Annotated in this window: 12 protein-coding genes; 5 read left to right on the top strand and 7 right to left on the bottom strand. The window is 67.4% G+C overall.

All coding sequences use genetic code 11. The features are described from left to right. Nucleotides 1-6 precede the first annotated feature (6 nt). Together OXG83_04405 and gor are read right to left on the bottom strand one after the other, a co-directional pair. Nucleotides 7-2016: a PKD domain-containing protein gene (locus OXG83_04405; protein MCY3964262.1), complete on the bottom strand. Its 2010-nt coding sequence runs from the start codon at nt 2014-2016 to the stop codon at nt 7-9. An 8-nt stretch (nt 2017-2024) separates the two neighbouring features. Beyond that, a complete protein-coding gene (gene gor / locus OXG83_04400; protein MCY3964261.1) occupies nt 2025-3392 on the bottom strand; it encodes a glutathione-disulfide reductase in 1368 nt (455 codons plus the stop codon). 59 nt (nt 3393-3451) lie between these two features. Between gor and OXG83_04395 the strand changes: the two genes are divergently transcribed. Beyond that, nucleotides 3452-4360 (top strand): DUF368 domain-containing protein, encoded by a 909-nt coding sequence (locus OXG83_04395; protein MCY3964260.1) that lies wholly within the window; start codon nt 3452-3454, stop codon nt 4358-4360. A 77-nt stretch (nt 4361-4437) separates the two neighbouring features. Further along, nucleotides 4438-5766: an amidohydrolase family protein gene (locus OXG83_04390; GenBank protein MCY3964259.1), complete on the top strand. Its 1329-nt coding sequence runs from the start codon at nt 4438-4440 to the stop codon at nt 5764-5766. 24 nt (nt 5767-5790) lie between these two features. On the opposite strand, the gene OXG83_04385 is transcribed toward OXG83_04390, so the two are convergent. Beyond that, nucleotides 5791-6582, bottom strand: a complete 792-nt coding sequence (locus tag OXG83_04385; protein MCY3964258.1) for an enoyl-CoA hydratase/isomerase family protein — start codon at nt 6580-6582, stop codon at nt 5791-5793. Nucleotides 6583-6656: 74 nt separating this feature from the next. Here OXG83_04385 and OXG83_04380 point away from each other — a divergent pair, with 74 nt between their 5' ends. The 3 genes from OXG83_04380 (at nt 6657) to OXG83_04370 (ending at nt 9912) form a co-directional block, all read left to right on the top strand. Continuing rightward, nucleotides 6657-7493 carry an MBL fold metallo-hydrolase gene (locus tag OXG83_04380; protein ID MCY3964257.1) on the top strand — a complete coding sequence of 279 codons (837 nt, stop codon included), beginning with the start codon at nt 6657-6659 and terminating at the stop codon, nt 7491-7493. A 77-nt stretch (nt 7494-7570) separates the two neighbouring features. Next, complete coding sequence (locus OXG83_04375) at nt 7571-8686, top strand: acyl-CoA/acyl-ACP dehydrogenase (GenBank protein MCY3964256.1); 1116 nt, start codon at nt 7571-7573, stop codon at nt 8684-8686. After that, nucleotides 8686-9912 (top strand): acyl-CoA dehydrogenase family protein, encoded by a 1227-nt coding sequence (locus OXG83_04370; GenBank protein MCY3964255.1) that lies wholly within the window; start codon nt 8686-8688, stop codon nt 9910-9912. The genes OXG83_04375 and OXG83_04370 overlap by 1 nt, the downstream gene beginning before the upstream one ends. 25 nt (nt 9913-9937) lie before the next feature. Here OXG83_04370 and OXG83_04365 read toward each other — a convergent pair whose 3' ends face one another. From OXG83_04365 to OXG83_04350, 4 genes are read right to left on the bottom strand one after another with little or no spacing between them, the layout of a single operon-like run. Further along, the gene (locus tag OXG83_04365; GenBank protein MCY3964254.1) at nt 9938-13603 is read right to left on the bottom strand and encodes a hypothetical protein; all 3666 of its coding nucleotides are present in this window, start codon (nt 13601-13603) and stop codon (nt 9938-9940) included. Next, on the bottom strand, nt 13603-15798 hold the full coding sequence (locus tag OXG83_04360) for a VWA domain-containing protein (protein ID MCY3964253.1): 2196 nt from the start codon (nt 15796-15798) through the stop codon (nt 13603-13605). The genes OXG83_04365 and OXG83_04360 overlap by 1 nt, the downstream gene beginning before the upstream one ends. A gap of 3 nt (nt 15799-15801) precedes the next feature. Next, nucleotides 15802-16695, bottom strand: a complete 894-nt coding sequence (locus tag OXG83_04355; GenBank protein MCY3964252.1) for a DUF58 domain-containing protein — start codon at nt 16693-16695, stop codon at nt 15802-15804. Between the two features lie 10 nt (nt 16696-16705). Beyond that, the gene (locus tag OXG83_04350) at nt 16706-17656 is read right to left on the bottom strand and encodes a MoxR family ATPase (protein MCY3964251.1); all 951 of its coding nucleotides are present in this window, start codon (nt 17654-17656) and stop codon (nt 16706-16708) included. Nucleotides 17657-17665: the final 9 nt, after the last annotated feature.

Here is a 17665-nt window from a genome sequence, read left to right as displayed (position 1 = left end):
CTAGCTTCACCGCGGTGAGCTAGTGTGCTTCCAGCAGCCACCCGGAAACGCCTTCGAATCCGTGATCGCCGCCGCGGGCGTTCCCGACTGGTTCCGGTACTCCTTCGCGTCCCCGCTCACCGTGTCCGTCACGCGAATCACGTAGCCCAGATCTGTGGTCGAGGCGCCAAACACCCAGACGTGGCCGTTGACGCCGCAGCCATCCAGCACCTTGATCAGGATCTCCCAGTTCTCGGGATCGAAGAACCGGAACAGACCGGAATCGTTCGTTCCCGCATGGATCACGGTGCCCTTTCCACGGCCGCCGTCGCCGGTCCGCCAATCCACCTCGACCCTGTAGCGCGAGTCCCGTAGACAGAGCGTCTCAGGGTTCGGTTCGCACGTGCCTGCGGGATCGCTCGCCCGCACCAGGATGTCCCGGCTCGCCGTCGACTCCGTGCCCAAACCCGACACGACAAGCTCGACCCGATAGAAGCCGGGGGACGTCCAAGAATGTCGTGGAACAGGCGCGCTCGAAGTGACTCCGTCACCGAAGTCCCAGTGCCTCGTCTCCACGGTACCGCTGCTCAGATCGCGCAAGGCCACGGCGACGCCGCTGTTCACAACGCACAGGTCCTCATCACAGTCTCCGGTCAGATCGAATCGGGCTACCGGCGGCGAAGGAGCCGCTTCAACCTCGACCACCGCTGTTGCCGAGTGGAACTCGCAGAACCGCTCACCACAGTCTCCGCCGCGCGCTACTTCGAGCCGAACTTCGTACGAGCCCGGTTTGAAGTAGCTGTGCACCGGCGTCGAATTGGCGTTTGGATGCTCGATTCCGTAGCCGTCGCCGAAGTCCCAACTGTAGCTCCGGGCGCTTAGCGAACCACTGCCGTCGAAGGCCACGGGGGCACCCGCCTCGACAATGGCCGGCGCCACCAGCCGCGCCGCCAGCGGGAGGCGGCCGGGCATCAGCATGCCATTGGCTCCGGGCCCCCAGTCGAAGAAGTCCCGGTTGTCCGCGCGACGTACGAAGACATCCTCGAAACCCGCGAAGAGCGAGCTGTCCGCCCCGTACTCGACCATGTAGTCATGCAGATCGTCGCCCCCCGCGTATCGCCCTCCCTTCTCCCGAACGAACTCCCAGAACTCCACGGCGAAGGTGGTGAAGGCAGAACAGGAGTACAAGTAGTTGCCCTGCCGAATCTCCGAAGTCGTCATGTTGGCTCGCGAGTACTCATAGAGACGCCTCCGGAGGTCGATGCGTGCGCTCAGAACCTCTTCCAGACTCGCGTTCTCTTCGAACAGCCGGTGGTACTGGGACTCTGGATCTGTCTCCCGGAACTTCTCGATCGTCCAGTCATCCATCGTGTAACCCCCATTGGGCAGGTCCGATGCGACGTAGTACCGCGAGTGCTGGCAGAAGTTCTCCAGGTCGGCGAAAGAGCCCTTGTTGCACGGACCTCCCATGTCGACCACGCCTAGGCGGCGGCCCAACTCTCCGGCCCAGTGCGCCAGGAGAGACGAGGCATCGGAGTACGTCACCTGAACCTCAAAGAGCCGACCGCCGGGCCCACCGTGTCCGTTGTACATCAGGTGATGGCCGGAATCGGGATAGCGCTCCGTCAGGTAGGTAGTGAACGTCGCGAACGCATCCCGCAGGAACCGGCTTCTTTCCGGCGTGTTGGGGCCGGGCATACCGTCCATCTTCATGACGACATAGCTCTCCCTGTGGGCTGTGCCCCCGCGATCGTCGAAATCGTCGTCGAATTCGTAGAAGTGGATGGACCTCCTCTCCTCCCAGATGGCGACCTCGAAGAACTTCAGAACCTGGCTCTCTTTTCTGGGAACGGCGGCCGGCCATCCCCCACCGTTCGGCAAGTCGTACGCATGCCCGTCTGGAGTCACAAGTACGACGCGCACGATCAGGTTGTGGCGCGGCTCGTCTGTCGAGAAGGAAACCTCGGTAGACTGGATTGGGGCCAGACCGAGGAAGACTCCCAACGCGAGAATCGGGACGAATCTCCGTATGTTCATGCGTGCCCTCACGCCAAGGTAACAAACTCCTCGGCCGAGGTCGGGTGGATCGCCATCGCGGCATCGAAGTCGTTCTTCGTGGCGCCCATCTTTACCGCCACCGCGAGGCCCTGGATGATCTCCGGCGCGTCCGCGCCCAGCATGTGGGCGCCTAGCACGCGGCCGCTGGAGCGCTCGACGATCAGCTTGACCAGGGTGCGCTCCTGGTTGTCGGTCAAAGTCAGCTTGAGCGGACGGAACCGGCTCCGGTAGACGTCGACCTCGTCGTAGCGGGCCCCCGCCTCCTCCTCCGTCAGACCGACCGCGGCCAGGGGCGGCTGGCTGAAGACGGCCGTGGCGACGGTTTCGTGGTCGACCGGGGTCGGCTCCCCGGCGAACAGCGTCCGGGCCAGGCACATCGCCTCGTGGATAGCGACCGGAGTCAGGTTCAGGCGGTCCGTAACGTCGCCGATCGCCCAGATGTTCGGCACGTTGCTGCGCGAGAACTCGTCAACCAGGATCTCGCCCTGCTCGCCGAGCGCCACGCCGCAGTTCTCCAGTCCAAGGTCGGCGACCAGGGGCCGGCGTCCCGTCGCGTAGAGCACCTCGCCGCATGAGACCTGGTCGCCGTTGTCGAGGTTGAGTCGCAGACGGTCGCCTCCACTTCCCGACAACTCCTCGATCGACTCCACCTGGCGGTCGAAACGGAGTTCGATGCCGCGGGCACACATCTCCTCGGCCAGATGACTGCGGATCTCCTCGTCGAACCCGCGCAGGAACAGCGGACCGCGGTAGATCAGCGTCGCGTCGCAACCGAGGCCGGCGAAGATGCCCGCGAACTCGACGCCGATGTAGCCGCCGCCGACGACCGCCACGCGCTCCGGAAGGCGCTCCAGGTAGAAGGCCTCGTTCGAGCTGATCGCGTGCTCGATGCCCGGAATCGACGGCATGTCCGGCCAACTGCCGACGGCGATGAGGATCTGATCCGCCGTGACCCGGCTCTCGCTCGCCCCACCTGCATCGATCTGAACCGTGTGCGGATCGAGCAGCCGCGCCCGGCCCTCGAACAGCTCCACGCCCGCACCGTCGAGCAGGCCGCGGTAGATCCCGTTGAGCCGTTCGATCTCCCGGTTCTTGTTCGCGATGAGCTGGCCCCAGTCGAAGGCCGGCTGCCCCGCCGTCCAGCCGAATCCCGAGGCCTCCTGGTAGTGGTCTGCGAAGGCCGAAGCACAGACCAGCAGCTTTTTCGGCACGCAGCCCACGTTGACGCAGGTTCCGCCCAAGTAGCGTTCCTCGGCCACCGCCACCCGCGCGCCGTAGCCGGCGGCCATCCGGCTGGCGCGTACGCCACCGGAGCCCGCGCCGATCACGAACAGGTCGTAGTCGTAGTCCGTCATGGCCGCAACGCTAGTCCAATCCGGCACGAGATCGCCAAGCGCCCTTAGACTCCATCCGGATGGCCGGCAGTCAGAGCAGTTCCGCCGCTTCCTGGGCGCCGCGCGCGGTCGCGGGCGGCGTCCTGATGGGCCTCGCCAACGTGGTGCCCGGAATCAGCGGCGGCACCATGCTGCTCGCGGTCGGTATCTATCCCCGGTTCATCGAGGCCGTGGCCTTGACGACGCGGCTGCGGTTGCGGCTTCAGCCGCTGTTGCTGCTGGCAGTGGTCGCCGCCTCCGGAGGTCTGGCGATCCTCCTTCTAGCGGGTGCCCTGCGCGATCTCGTGGTGCACCACCGCTGGATCACGTACAGCGCCTTCATCGGCTTGACCCTGGGCGGCTTGCCGCTGGTCTGGCGTCTCGCTCAACCGGCTGTCCGTGCGTTCTGGGGCGGCGCGGTCGGCGGCTTCGCCGCCATGACCGGGCTCGCCCTGCTCCAAAGCGGCCCCACTGCAGCGGAATCGACCAGCAGCGGGCCGTTCCTGCTCGCGGTCGCCGGAGCGGCGGGTGCTGCCGCGATGATTCTGCCGGGTGTGAGCGGCGCCTACCTGCTCCTGGTCCTCGGCCAGTACGAACCGATTCTCGGCGCCATCGACCAGGTGCTGGCGGGACTCAGCGGTCTCGACCCGCGAGCGGTCATGGAAGCGGCAGACGTACTGCTGCCCGTTTTCGTGGGCATCGCGGTCGGCGCAACGCTGATCAGCAATGCCGTGCGGTTCGCCCTGCGACGCTTCCGTCAGGCGACGCTTGGAGTGCTCATGGGACTGCTGCTGGGAGCCGTTGTAGGTCTCTGGCCCTTCGAGAACCTCGCCTTCCCCGCACCGCTACAGGGCGCAACGGCTCTGGCACTCGCCGTCGCCGGCTTCGTCCTGACCTGGACCATCAGCCGGTTCGGCAGGACACGCGCCGGTCAGTCCGGCCAGCACTAGCCCAGCAGTAGCTGCTATCCCGTGCTGCGCTACATTCGCGACCCCTTCCCGCTTCCAAGTCAACGGAGTACCCGACGATGACGAACCGTTTCACCCAATCCCCCATCGCCGCCTTCCTCACCGTAGCGGCGCTCCTCCTGTTCACTACGGCGACTACTCTCGCCGCCGACGGCCGCACCGTCATCCACGCGGGCTCCCTGGTCGACGTCGAAGCCGGCGAGGTCCTCGGCCGGCACACGATCGTCGTCCAAGGCGAGTCGATCACGGCGGTCGAGGAGGGATTCGCCGATCCGGCGGACGGGGACACCTTGATCGACCTGTCCGGCCATACCGTCCTGCCCGGCCTGATGGACATGCACGTCCACCTGACGTCGGAGCAGTCCGGCGCCGCCTCGTACCTCGAGCGCTTCCAGCAAACCCCGGCGGACGCGACGGTCAAGGGGTTGATCTACGCGAAGCGGACGCTGCTCGCCGGTTTCACCACCGTCCGCGACGTGGGCGGCGAAACGACGGCGATCCTGGCGGTGCGGAACGCGATCAACCGCGGCGACATGCCCGGGCCACGGATCTTCGCCGCTACCGCTTCGCTGGCCACCACGGGCGGTCACGGCGACCGGACGAACGGCATGAGGCCGGACCTGCAGGGCGACCCCGGCCCCAGGCAGGGCATCGTCAACGGCGTCGAGGATGCCCGCAAGGCGGTCCGGCAGCGCTACAAGGAGGGCGCGGACCTGATCAAGATCACGGCCACCGGCGGCGTGCTCAGTCTGGCCAAGAGCGGCCAGAACCCGCAGTTCACGGAGGAGGAGATCCGGGCCATCGTCGACACCGCCAGGGACTACGGCTTCATGGTTGCCGCCCACGCCCACGGGGCCGAGGGGATGAAGCGGGCGATCCGGGCCGGCGTGACGACGATCGAGCACGGCACCTACATGGACGAAGAAGCATTCGAGCTGATGAAGGAACACGGCACGTACTTCGTCCCCACCATCTCGGCGGGCAACTTCGTCGCCGAGAAGGCGGCGGTCCCCGGCTACTTTCCCGAGATCATCCGGCCGAAGGCGGCCGCCATCGGACCGGTGATCCAGGACACGTTCGCCAAGGCCCATCGAGCCGGCGTGCCGATCGCCTTCGGCACGGACTGCGGCGTCTGCCCCCATGGCAGCAACGCCCAGGAGTTCCTCTACATGGTCGAAGGCGGCATGGCGCCGATGACGGCGATCCAGTCGGCCACGGTCGTCACCGCGAAGCTGCTCGACATCTGGGAAGGGACCGGCTCGATCACGGCCGGCAAGGCGGCCGACCTGATCGCGGTCGAGGGCGACCCGATCGCGGACGTCAGGAGGCTTCAGGACGTCCGCTTCGTCATGCGGCTGGGCCGGGTCCACAAGACGCCGGCCGACTGAACCGACAGCGGGCGGCGGACACCTTCAATCGCTCTTACCGCCGAGCGTGCGCTCCGTGTAGCGCACACGGGCCGCCTCCGACTCGGCATCGCCCCTCACCCACTGCAGCGTGTCGCCGTCGGCGAAGTCGGTGGCGCCCGCGATGGCACGGCAGACGGCGTTCACGTGGTCCTTCGTGACGGCCGCCGGCACCGTGGGCATCGCGGCCAGGGAACGGGCGAGATCCATGGTCTCCTGCTCGAGCCGGTCCGGCGGCACGATCCGGTTGACCATCGGCGCCACCTCGGACGGACCGAAGCGGCGGCAGGTGATGATCAGTTCCTTGGTCAGGGCCGGGCCGATCTCGCGCACCATGCGCGGCACGCCGCCCCAGGCCAGAGGAAGCCCTAACTCGACCTCGGGGATGAAGAACACGGCGTCCTCGGCAGCGACCCGCAGATCGCAGGCCACCATGAGCAGGAAGCCGCCACCGACCGCGTAGCCCTGGACCTGCGACAGGGTCAGCGCTCGCATCTGCTCGAGGGCGTCCATCGCCCGGCGACCGAGCTGGCCTGCCTCGCGGCGCTGGCGCCAGTTCAACTTCGAAGCGCCGCCCATCGCCTTCAGGTCGGCTCCGGCGCAGAACGCACGGCCTTCGCCGCGAAGGATGACGACATCGATCTCGCTCTGTCGGTCGAACCACCTCGCCGCAACCGCCAGTTCGCGCAGCATGGTCCCGTCGACGGCATTCAGCCGCTCCGGTCGCGCGAGCGTCAGGAAACCGAGGCTCCCGTCCTTCTCAACCCGAATCGTCTCGAAACTGGTCTGTTCCGCCATTGCCCGGCTCCTCCTGGTCGACGGGCCGACGCCTTCGCCGGGCCCCTTGATGCCGCTGCGTACCACGTAGCCTGGTGCTCTATCATGCCGTCCGCCAGACGGACACGGTCACGGACACGGCCGCGTCCGCGACGCTCGGATCCTGCTTCACAACCCGGATGACGTTTCAACTCCAGGTTCTCGGCTGCGGCGACGCCTTCAGCAGCGGCGGCCGCCTGCACACCTGCTTCCTCCTGAGCGGTGAAACGAACGACGGCGCGCTCTCCCCGACCCTGCTCGACTGCGGCGCGACGTCTCTCGCCGCGATGAAGGCTCGAGGCATCGAACCCGCGACGATCCGCACGATCCTCATCACCCACCTGCACGGAGACCACTTCGGCGGTCTGCCCTTCCTGTTGAGCGACGCCCACTACCGGGCCCGCCGCGCGACGCCGCTGACCCTGGCGGGGCCCCCGGGGCTGCGGGAGAGACTCCGCCAGGCGGCGGAGGCTCTCTACCCCGGATCCTCAAGGCGCGAGCTGGCGTTCGAACTCGAGATCGTCGAACTTCACGAGCGCGAGTCCGTCTCGATCAACGGGCTGCGGGTGATCCCGTTCGAGGTCGTCCACCCGTCCGGCGCGCCGAGCTATGCACTCCGTGTCGAGTACGGCGGCCGAACGCTCGTGTTCTCCGGCGACACCGAGTGGACCGAAGCTCTGATCGACGCGGCCGCGGGCGCGGACCTCTTCGTCTGCGAGTGCAACTTCTACGACCGGCCGGTGCCGAACCACCTGAACTACGTCGAGCTGCTCGCTCAAAGGCGTCGTCTGGACTGCGGCCGGATGCTGCTCACACACCTCGGCGACGACATGCTCGAACGCTCCGACCTTGAGATCGAGGCCGCCGCGGAGGGCCGGACTTACCGGGTCTGAACGAGGTTCGACGAGAGGGCGACCGGCCTCGTTTTCCCTTGCTACACTCCGCGTCCGAAACTGACCACGGAGCAGCCATGAACTTCGATTTCTCGGATGCCCAGAAGGCATTGAAACAGCAGACGCGCGACTTCCTGCGCGCCGCCTGCGACACCACCGTGCCCCGGCGGGTGCTGGAGGATACGGACGAACCGTTCGCCCGCGATCTGTGGCAGCAAATCTGTGCCAACGAGTCTCCCGGAATCGCGATCCCCGAGGAGTACGGCGGCATCGGCTTCGGCTACCTCGAGCTCTGCGTCGTCGCCGAGGAGATTGGCCGGGCAATCGCGCCGGTGCCCTTCTCCTCCTCCGTCTACCTGGCGACCGAAGCCGTGCTCCTGGCGGGCTCCGAGAACCAGAAGCAGGAACTGCTGCCCAGACTGGCCGGCGGCGAACAGGTCGGTACCTTCGCCCTCTCCGAGGGGCCGGGTCAGGCAACCGGGGCGAACCTCCAGACGACGCTCAAGGACGGTCGGCTAACGGGGACCAAGGTGCCGGTTCCTGACGGCGACATCGCTGACTTCTGCATCGTGGTAGCCCGCGATGGCGGCGGCACTTCCCTGGCCCTCGTCGATCTTGACGGCGACGGAGTGGCTCGCGAGCCGGTCGATACGCTCGATCCGTCCCGTTCCCACGCACGGATCACCTTCGACGGCGCGAAGGCCGAACTCCTGGGAGAATCCGGTCAGGGTTGGACCCTCAAGGACCGTGTCTTCGACCGCGCCGCGGTGCTGTTCGCCATGGAGCAGCTCGGCGGCGCCGACGCCTGCCTCCAGATGGCGATCGGCTACGCCAAGGGCCGCTACGCCTTCGGCCGGCCGATCGGCTCCTTCCAGGCGATCAAGCACAAGCTCGCCGACATGTACATCAAGAACGAACTCGCCCGGGCGAACTGCTACTACGGCGCTTGGGCGCTGTCGACCGACGCGCCCGAGCTACCGGTCGCAGCGGCCGCGGCCCGTGTCGCGGCGACGCAGGCCTTCCACTTCGCCTCGAAAGAGAACATCCAGACCCACGGCGGCATCGGCTTCACCTGGGAGTCCGATTGCCACCTCTACTACCGCCGCTCCAAGCTGCTTGCGCTCAGCATCGGCAGCGAGAGGGTGTGGAAGGACCGGCTGATCTCCGGTCTGGAACGGCAGGAGGCCGCCTGATGGACTTCAACGACACTCCCGAACAGGCCGCGTACCGCGCGGAGGTCCGCGCCTGGCTCGGCGCCAACGCGGAACCGCGCAAGGACCGCCCCAGCGTCAGCCGCCGGCTCGACGCCGAGGAGGGCCTCGCCCTCGCCAAGGCGTGGCAGGCCAGGAAGGCGGACGCCGGCTACGCCTGCCGTCACTGGCCCGTCGCGCATGGCGGCCAGGGCCGGCCGATGATCGAGACGATCATCTACGACCAGGAAGAGGCGGACTTCGACGTCCCGACCGGCTTCTTCAGCATCGGTCTCGGCATGTGCGGTCCGGTCATGGCGCAGTACGCGACCCAGGAGCAACAGGCCCGCTTCATTCCGCCGCTGATGCGTGGCGAAGAGGTCTGGTGCCAGTTGTTCTCGGAGCCCGCGGCGGGGTCCGACGTCGCCGGGCTGCGCACCCGCTGCCACCGCGACGGCGACGACTGGGTGGTCAACGGCCAGAAGGTCTGGACCTCAGGGGCCCACTACTCCGACTGGGGCATCCTGGTCGCCCGCCACGATTCGTCCCTTCCCAAGCACAAGGGCCTGACCTTCTTCTTCATCGACATGAAGTCGCCCGGGATCGACATCAAGCCGATCAAGCAGATCAACGGTGGTTCCAACTTCAACGAGGTCTTCTTCACGAACGTCCGGGTACCGGACAGCCAGCGCCTCGGCGCGATCGGCGAAGGCTGGCAGGTGGCGATCACGACCCTGATGAACGAGCGCCTCGCCGTCGGCGACGCGCCGCCGCCGGACTTCCGCGAGGTGATGAAGCTCGCCGCCGCCTGCGAACTCGACGGCCGGTCCGCCCTCGAGGACTCGTCGGTCCGCGAGAAGATCGCCGACTGGTACGTCGAGTCGATGGGCATGAAGCACACGAAGGCGCGCACCATGACGGCCCTCTCCCAGGGCAAGGTGCCCGGACCCGAGAACTCGATCGGCAAGGTCGTCTCCGCCTCGAAGCTACAGAACGTGTCCTCGTTCGGAGCGGACCTGATGGACATGGGCGGCGTGATCACGGACCCGTCCCTGATGCCCTCCGACGCCCTGTTCCAGCAGTCCTTCCTCTACAGCCCCGGCCTCCGCATCGCCGGCGGCACGGACGAGATCCTGCGCAACATCATCGCCGAACGCGTCCTCGGCCTCCCGGGCGAGATCCGCGTCGACCGCGACGTTCCGTACAGCGACATCCCGACGGGGAGTTGACCGCGCAAACGGCCAGGAGGCTGCTTCAGCTCTCGCTGGCCAGCTTGCGGAAGTACTCGTCGACCAGTTCGCGATAGCCAGGCGGCACCTGGTCGGAGTTGCCGAGGTAGACCCGTTCGGTGTCGGCTCCCCGCAGTTCGCGCCACAGCCGGTACTCGAACTGACGGAGTCCCTCCACGACGTCGCGGCGCAGCGACTCGAGGGCCAGCGGATCCTTGTTGAGCCCAAGCAGAGTCAGATCGCCCATCTGGCGCAGGAGCTGATCCAGATCCGTGGTGTCCATCCGCTCGCGGCGGAGGTCGGCCCTCAGGGCCTCCAGGTCGGAGCGCCGCTGGTCCAGTTCGCGCTCGAACTGGCGCAGGTCTTCGGCGGTGAAGACGCCCGGCTGGTACCAGCCGCCCGAACTCGATCCGTACTGGCTGGGCCGACCCCAGTCCCTGCCACCAGCTTCCAGGTTGCGAGCGCCGCCGCGGTCCGTGCCACCGCCCTCCTGGTTGCCGCCCTCCTGATTGCCACCCTGCTGGTCGCCGCCCTGCTGATCGCCGCCCTGCTGGTCGCCGCCCTGCTGATCGCCGCCCTGCTGGTCGCCGCTCTGCTGATCGCCGCCCTGACCGGAACGCTGACCGAGCCTGGCGCCGGCCTCGGCCCGGTCACGCAGACGGGCCTCGAGTGAGGACATGTTCTCGACCAGATCGCGGGCCTGCTCGAGCATCCGGTCCTGACGATCGCCACCCCCTTCGCCGACGCTGGCCTGCGCTTCGGCGATCCGCTCCATCACCTCATCGATGTCCCGGCGGATCTGGCCCTCGAACAGGCGAGCGAACTCCGCATCGCGCCCCGCCAGCACACCCTTGGAGTAGCGGATCTTCTCCTTCAGCTGCTCGTCCCGGATCACTTCGGCCGACGCCTGCAGCTTGCGGGCCGCCTCCGGCTGCTCATCGCGGGCGCTCCTCATCATCCGGTTGAGCTGGGCCTCCAGACCCGCGACCTCGTCGGTCAACCTATCCTTGCGCTCCATGATCCGCTCGATCAACTCCGAGCGCTCCTGCGCCGTGAGGTCGCTGCGCCTCCGGCCATCCTCGCCTTCCTGGCCGGCCAGGTCCTCGACCTGCTCCTCGATCCGACCCTGCATGTCCGAGACGCGCTGGGCCCGTTGCTCCAGTTCGTCCATGTCCCGGCCGAGCTGCTGGCGGCGGTCGCGGTCCAGCAGCCGGCGGGCGTCGCGCAGCTTGTCCAACGCCGCGATCCCCTGCGCCCCGGCGCTCGACTGGGAGCCCGAGGAACCGGCCTGTGAGCGCTTCATCTGCTCGACCGCCTCGCGTAGGGCCTGGGTCGTCTGCCGGAGTTCCGAGCGCTGCTGCTCACGCGCCAACCTCTCCAGGCGCCTCGCCAACTCCTCGGTTTCGTCGATCAACTGCTGCTGACCGCCACCGCCACCGCCACCCTGTTGCTGGCGACCGCGCAGCCGGTTCTGGCGTTCGTTCTCCCGCTGCTGGCGCCGCGCCAGCTCGCGCAGCTTCTGCATCAGCTCGTCGATCTCGGCCTGCGTCTGCTCGGCAGCGCCTCGCTGGACCGTCTCGTACTGATTGCGGAGCTTGTCGAGCTCCAACTCGAACAGGTCGGCAAGATCCTCGGACAACTGCTGGTTGCCGCCGCCACCGCCGCCGCCGCCCTGCTGGAACGAAACCGTCAGGTCGCGAAACGCCGATTCCGCCCGCTGCAGGGACGCCAGGGCCTGCTTCTCCACCGTCATCGCGTCGTCGAGCCGTTCCGCCTCCAGCTCCCTCTTGGCAGCGGCCATCTCGGTGCTGGCCTGCTGCAGGAACTCGATGATCCTTGAGAACTCCTCGTCTCCGAGCAACGACTGGCCTCGGTTGCCCATCCGCGTGATCAGCGAGCCCACCTGGTCGCGCAGCCGCCCCTGCATCAGCGCGACGGTGGTCACGTGCTCCGACATCTCCCTGGCGGAGTACTCCTCCGCGTCCCGGACCAGGCGGAACGTGGCCGAGATGATCATCTTCTGCTGCACCGACAGCGTGTTGTCGAAGCCGCCTCCGCCGCCCATGCCGCCGCCGCCGCCCTGCTCGGCCCGCCTGTAGTTTCGATCGAAGGGCCTGATCTCCAGAAAGTAGATGTCGCTGATGACGGGCTTCGAGCGGCTTCGATCCCACGCTTCGGCGTAGTAGGAGATCGAATCCCCGATCGTCAGTTCCATCTCCTCCAGGAAGAGCGTATGCCCGGCGTTGACCTTCTTCATCGAGGATCGGCTGTCCAGGAGGTTGATCGCCGTCTCCTCGCCGCCGTTGATCGCGTAGCGGATACCCAGGCGACTCACACCGTAGTCGTCCTCCGCCTCCACCTGGGCGAACACCTCATCGACCAGCGTCACCTGGATGTCCCGGCCGGGGCTCGCAAAGCGGACGATCGGCGGCTGATCCTCGAGCGCGGTGATCATGTACTCGGCTGAGGCCCGATGCCATCGGCCGTCCTCGTCCATCAACTCGACGCGGTAGTACGTGTTGCCGCTGACCGTGAAGGCGGCCGTCATCCGTCCGCTCCCGGGACTGAGGCCGATCGGCTCCTCACCCTCGATCAGAAGCCGTCCTTCCGGCACCGCGAAGATCGGCAGGACGCTGAACAGAACCTCCGTGCCCTCGAGTACCGCGATGTCTCCGCCGTCCTCGACGGTCTGGTCGGACAGGCCGCTGTACTCGGGGAACCGGTACTGCAGGTCGATCTGCTCCACGTAGGGCAGGTCCTTCACCCGGATGCGGTAGATCGGCGAGCGCACGCCGGACGCGTCGACGTAGTAGTCCGTGTCCGAGCGCAGGTTCAGGGCGATGAAGTCGTGGGTGACCCTGGCGTCCCCGATCATCAGCTCGTCGGAGGCTTCGCCTTCCACGCCGAGGCGGTTCATCGGCCACTGCTGCCAATCACCCTGCGCGTTGCCGCTCGCATCCAGCGGACGGAGGGCGACCTCGACGCGGTCCGGATCGAACCCCAGGACGGCCGCCGTGATCAGCTGGTCCGAACCGCGCGCCACGGTCAGGTTCCCGGGCCCCACGCGCAACTGGTAGGGATTGTCCGCCGCCGCGGCGCGCCAGGGAGCGAAGAGCAGCATCGCGCCGTGCTGCAGGAAGGCGGGGCTGATCAGGACCGCGGCCATGCCCGCGCCGGCCACTCCCAGGAGCGCTGCCGAGAACCGTCGCAGAGGTCCGCGCTCGATCCCGGTGGCGAAGCCGCTGCTCTGGCAGCGTTCGATCGCCTCTTCCAGAACCCGCCGCTGGAGTTCCGGCGACACTCGCTCCGTATCGCGGGGCGAGCCCTGCTGCACCGGCCCGAGTTCGACCGCGCTCAGCACCGAGGCCTTGAGCGTCGGCTCGTGCTCTTCGACGTAGAGAGCCACCTGCCGCTTCGATACCCGCTGAGCGAGGGGCACCACGAGCAGCCGGACGGCCAGCGCGACCAGGGCCACGTACGTAAGCCATCTGAAGATCTGGACCGCCCGCTCGCTGTAGAGGAAGTAGTCCATGCCCCAAACGGACATCGCGAAGGCGGCGAATCCGGCCAACGTCAGCATGACGAGGCCGCGCAAGCCCACCTTCACGCGCCAGCGCGCGCGCACGCGCCGGATCACCGCCATCAGTTCGCCGTACGTCGGGTCGTAGATGGGATCGAAGCTGGCTGCCATCAGGTCTCCTCGCCGGTGGGGCCCCATGCTGTCACGATCGGCGCTGCGGTGGCAGGCCGGCGGTTGCCGAACAGGCCCTCGGCCGCCAGAACGGCGGCCGCCGCCGCGATCAGATACCACCAGAGGCGCTGCCTTCGCTCACGCTCCTCCGGCGTGGCCGCGCTCGCCAGGGTCGCCGCTTCCTCGTCGGGCTGAACCGGCCTGATGCGTGACATGAACTCGTCGACGTCGAGAGCGGCCAGGTCGGACTCCGACACCGGCACGTTCGCTGCCAGGGTCAGCCGCTCGGCGGCAACGTCCGCTCGCACCTCGCGAAACTCGTAGAAGCCGGGTTCCTCCACGTCGAGCAGCAGTTCCCGGCCGTCACCCTCCACCCGACGCTCACCGCCGGAAGGAGCGACCGCAACGTACCCGTCACCCGTGTCGTCGAGGCCCTGTCGCGGCAATTCGACCGAGGCGACTTCACCCACGCGGTACCACGAGCGGGCGAGCGAGTATCCGGCCAGGTACTCCATCGACCGATGCACGAAGGGAAGGAACACCGCCTGGACGGGCAGAGTGTTCCAGAACGTATCGAGCGATGTCGGAAGCACGAGGACGCGGCCGCGCTCCCGGATGTCGGAATCGGCGGCGGAGTCGTCGGTCACCAGGGGCATCAGATCGAGCAGAGCCGGCGAGCCGTCGTCGAAGAGAGCGACCGCTGCCGCCCCGTCCGGAATCTCGAGCCGGTGATAGCGAAAGAACGACGCCGAGGAGAAATCCCCGCTGCGGGCCGCCGCGAAGATGTCGAACACCGGATGACCCGTGTCGAACCAGGCCAGGGAGCCGGGCGTGCCGGACAGCCGGTCCACCTGCTGCGGGCTTCCGACGCCGAGCTCTCCCAGCAGGGCCGAGGTCGAGGTCAGGCCGCGTTCCACCCCGAGCAGGAGGCCGCCGCCTTCGCGGACGAAGCGCAGAACCGCCGCGCTGGCCCCCGACGGAAGCTGCTGCGCCGCGTCGTTGATCACAACGACGGACTTGCCGTCCAGCATCGTCGGCTCAAACCCGGAGGCCTGGACCCTGTTCACCCGCAGGAACGGGCGGCGTCCGAGCGACAGCGCCTCCTCGAGGTACCGGCTGCGCCGCCGGTCGCCATCGGGCTCAATGACCAGCACGCCGACCTCGTGGGCGGGTGACAGCACGAAGTGGAACTCGTTGTCCGGTTCGAGAGCGTCCTCGCGAAGACGCACCGTGCCCCGGGTCGTCCGCTCGCGTTCCAGGACCTCGGGCGCGAAACTGACCATGGTCGAGGAGTCGAGAGGCACATCTACCGCCCGGGTCTGGATGACCTCGCCGTCGAACAGCAGATCGACTTCCGCACGCAGGGCGGAAGCTGCCCCGTCCTCCGGGGCTACCGCGCCAAGACCCTGGTAGCTGATCCGGGCCGCGATGCCCACTTGCTCCCGATCATCCGCTCCGCCTTCACTGGACGACACACGGGAGTGGTCGAGCACGACGTCCGTGATCGCCGCGTTGCCAACGGCTTCTTCATCCGAGCGGACATCGACCAGACGCAGTTCGACGCCCTGGGGCAGCAGCGCCGCGTTGTCGGGCGCCCAGGACGAGCGCTGGAAGTCGCTGACGATCACCAGTTCCCGGACGGCGGTCGTTCCCGCATCCGCGAGCACGCCCCGGGCTACCTGAATCGCGGGCAGCAGGGAGGTCGCCCGGGGAACGAGCTCCACCTCCCTCGTCAGGGTCAGAAGCAGCGACCGGTCCGATGTCGGCGTGCTCACCATCTCCGCCTGGTCCGAGTAGACGATCAGGGCGCCACGATCCTGTGCGCCCATTCCCTCGAAGGCTGAAGCCGCGGCATCCATGGCGCGCTGCCACCTGCCGCCTAACCCCATGCTGAACGAGTTGTCCAACAGCACCACGCTCAGCCGATTCGCGGCAGCCGCGTTCGCCGCCGAGTCGCCCTGAAACAGCGGCCGCGCGAACGCCAGCGCCAGGAGCGCCAGCGCCAGGCAGCGAAGGGCCAGGAGCAGAAGATCGCGCAGCCGCCGACGCCGGACGGAGCGATACGGCGCCCTGGAGATGAACATCAGGGACGGGAAGGCGACCACCTGACTCCGATGACGCAGCCGCAGGTGGATGATCACCGGGACCGCGACCGCGGCCAGCCCGAGCAGGAAGAGGGGTGCGAGCAGACCCAACCCTCACCTCGCCTTCATCGCGTAGAGACGCGCCGACAGGTAGCTGTAAAGCGCGGCGTCGAGAGGTTGCGAGGTGTCGACCAGCGAATAGTCGATACCGGCCTCGACCAGGGAGCGGTCGAGCGTCCGGGTGTGTTCCCGAATCAGGTCCAGGTACTGATCCCGGAGCACGTCCGGCATGACCGCCTGTCGTGCTCCCGTTTCCAGATCACGCAGATCCAGTTCGCCCTCCAGGTCGAAGCGGAGTTCCAGGGGATCGAGCAGGTGGAAGAGGATGATGTCGTTGCCCTTGTGCCGGAACCCCGCCGCCGCCTTGATCACCGTCTCGGGATCTTCGTAGAAGTCCGAGATGAGGACCACCATGCTCCGGCGGCGCACCGAGTCGACCACTTCGAGCAGCGGTTCGCGGAGGCTGCCGCCACCGCCCGGCTCGATGCGGTCGATCGTATGGAGGACGACCTGGAGGTGCTTCGCAGCCGGCGGAACGTAGTCGACGATCTCGCTGTCGAACGTCACCAGTCCGATCCGGTCCTTCTGCTTGGACGCGAAGTAGCCCAGGCATGCCGCGAGGTAACGCCCGTAGTCCAGCTTGGTTAGCGCTCCGGTGCCGAAGTCCATCGAGCGGGAGACGTCGAGCGCGATCGTCAGGTTGGTGTTCGTGTCCGCCTCGAACTCCTTCACGTAGAAGCGGTCCGTGCGGCAGAAGAGCTTCCAGTCGACGCGGCGGATGTCGTCCCCGGGCTGGTAGGCGCGGTACTCCGCGAAGTCCATCGACCGGCCCAGGAACGGCGACCGGTGCAGCCCGCTGACGAAGCCCTCCACGACCGTCTTGGCGAGCAGGTCCAGACTGCTGATCCGGCTCAGCGTCTCCGTGTCGACGAACCTGCCGTAGCTCACGCGGGCGCCGTCAGGTCATGCCGCTCGCCGAGACCGGGGCGAGCGCGAGCAGGCGGGAGACGATCTCGTCCGTCGTGATCCGCTCCGACTCGGCGCGGAAGTTGGTCAGGATCCGGTGGCGCATGACCGGCGCGGCGAGAGCGCGGACATCCTCGGGCGCCACGTGGTAGCGGCCCTCCATCAACGCCTTGGCCTTGGCGCCCAGAACCATGAACTGCGCGGCTCGGACGCTGGCTCCGTACTGCACCCACTGGTTCACGAAGTCCGGCGCCTCCGGGTTGCCGGGCCGCGTCATCCGCACCAGGTGAACGGCGTAGCGGAGAATCGGATCGGCGATCGGCACCCGGCGCACGAGCCGGTGAAAGGCCCGCAGGTCGGCACCCGTGACGTGGGTCTCCAGGGTGAACTCGCGCACCGTGGTCGTCGCGTCGACGATCTCCATCTCCTCGTCCTCAGGCAGATGGTCGATGATGATGTTGAACATGAAGCGGTCGAGCTGGGCCTCCGGCAGCGGGTACGTCCCCTCCAGCTCGATCGGGTTCTGGGTCGCGAAGACGAAGAACGGCTGCTTCAGGCTGTAGGTTCGGCCCTGTACGGTGACCCGGTGCTCCTGCATCGCCTCGAGCAGGGCCGCCTGGGTCTTGGGCGGCGTCCGGTTGATCTCGTCCGCGAGCACGATCTGGGCGAAGATCGGCCCGGGCATGAAGACCATCTCGCGCCGGCCCGTGTCGTGATCCTCCTGGATGATGTCTGTGCCCGTGATGTCGCTCGGCATCAGGTCGGGTGTGAACTGGATACGGCTGAACTCGAGGTCCAGAATCTCCGCCACGGTCTGCACGATCAGGGTCTTCGCCAGACCAGGCACACCCGTCAGGATGCTGTTGCCGCCGACGAACAGGGTCATCAGCACCTGTCCCAGCACCTCCTCCTGGCCGACGATCTGTTTGGCGAGCTGGGTCATGATCTGCTC

The organism is Acidobacteriota bacterium (genome assembly GCA_026707545.1).
Classification (GTDB): Bacteria; Acidobacteriota; Thermoanaerobaculia; order Multivoradales; family Multivoraceae; genus Multivorans.
This window is presented reverse-complemented; position numbering and strand designations above follow the sequence as displayed.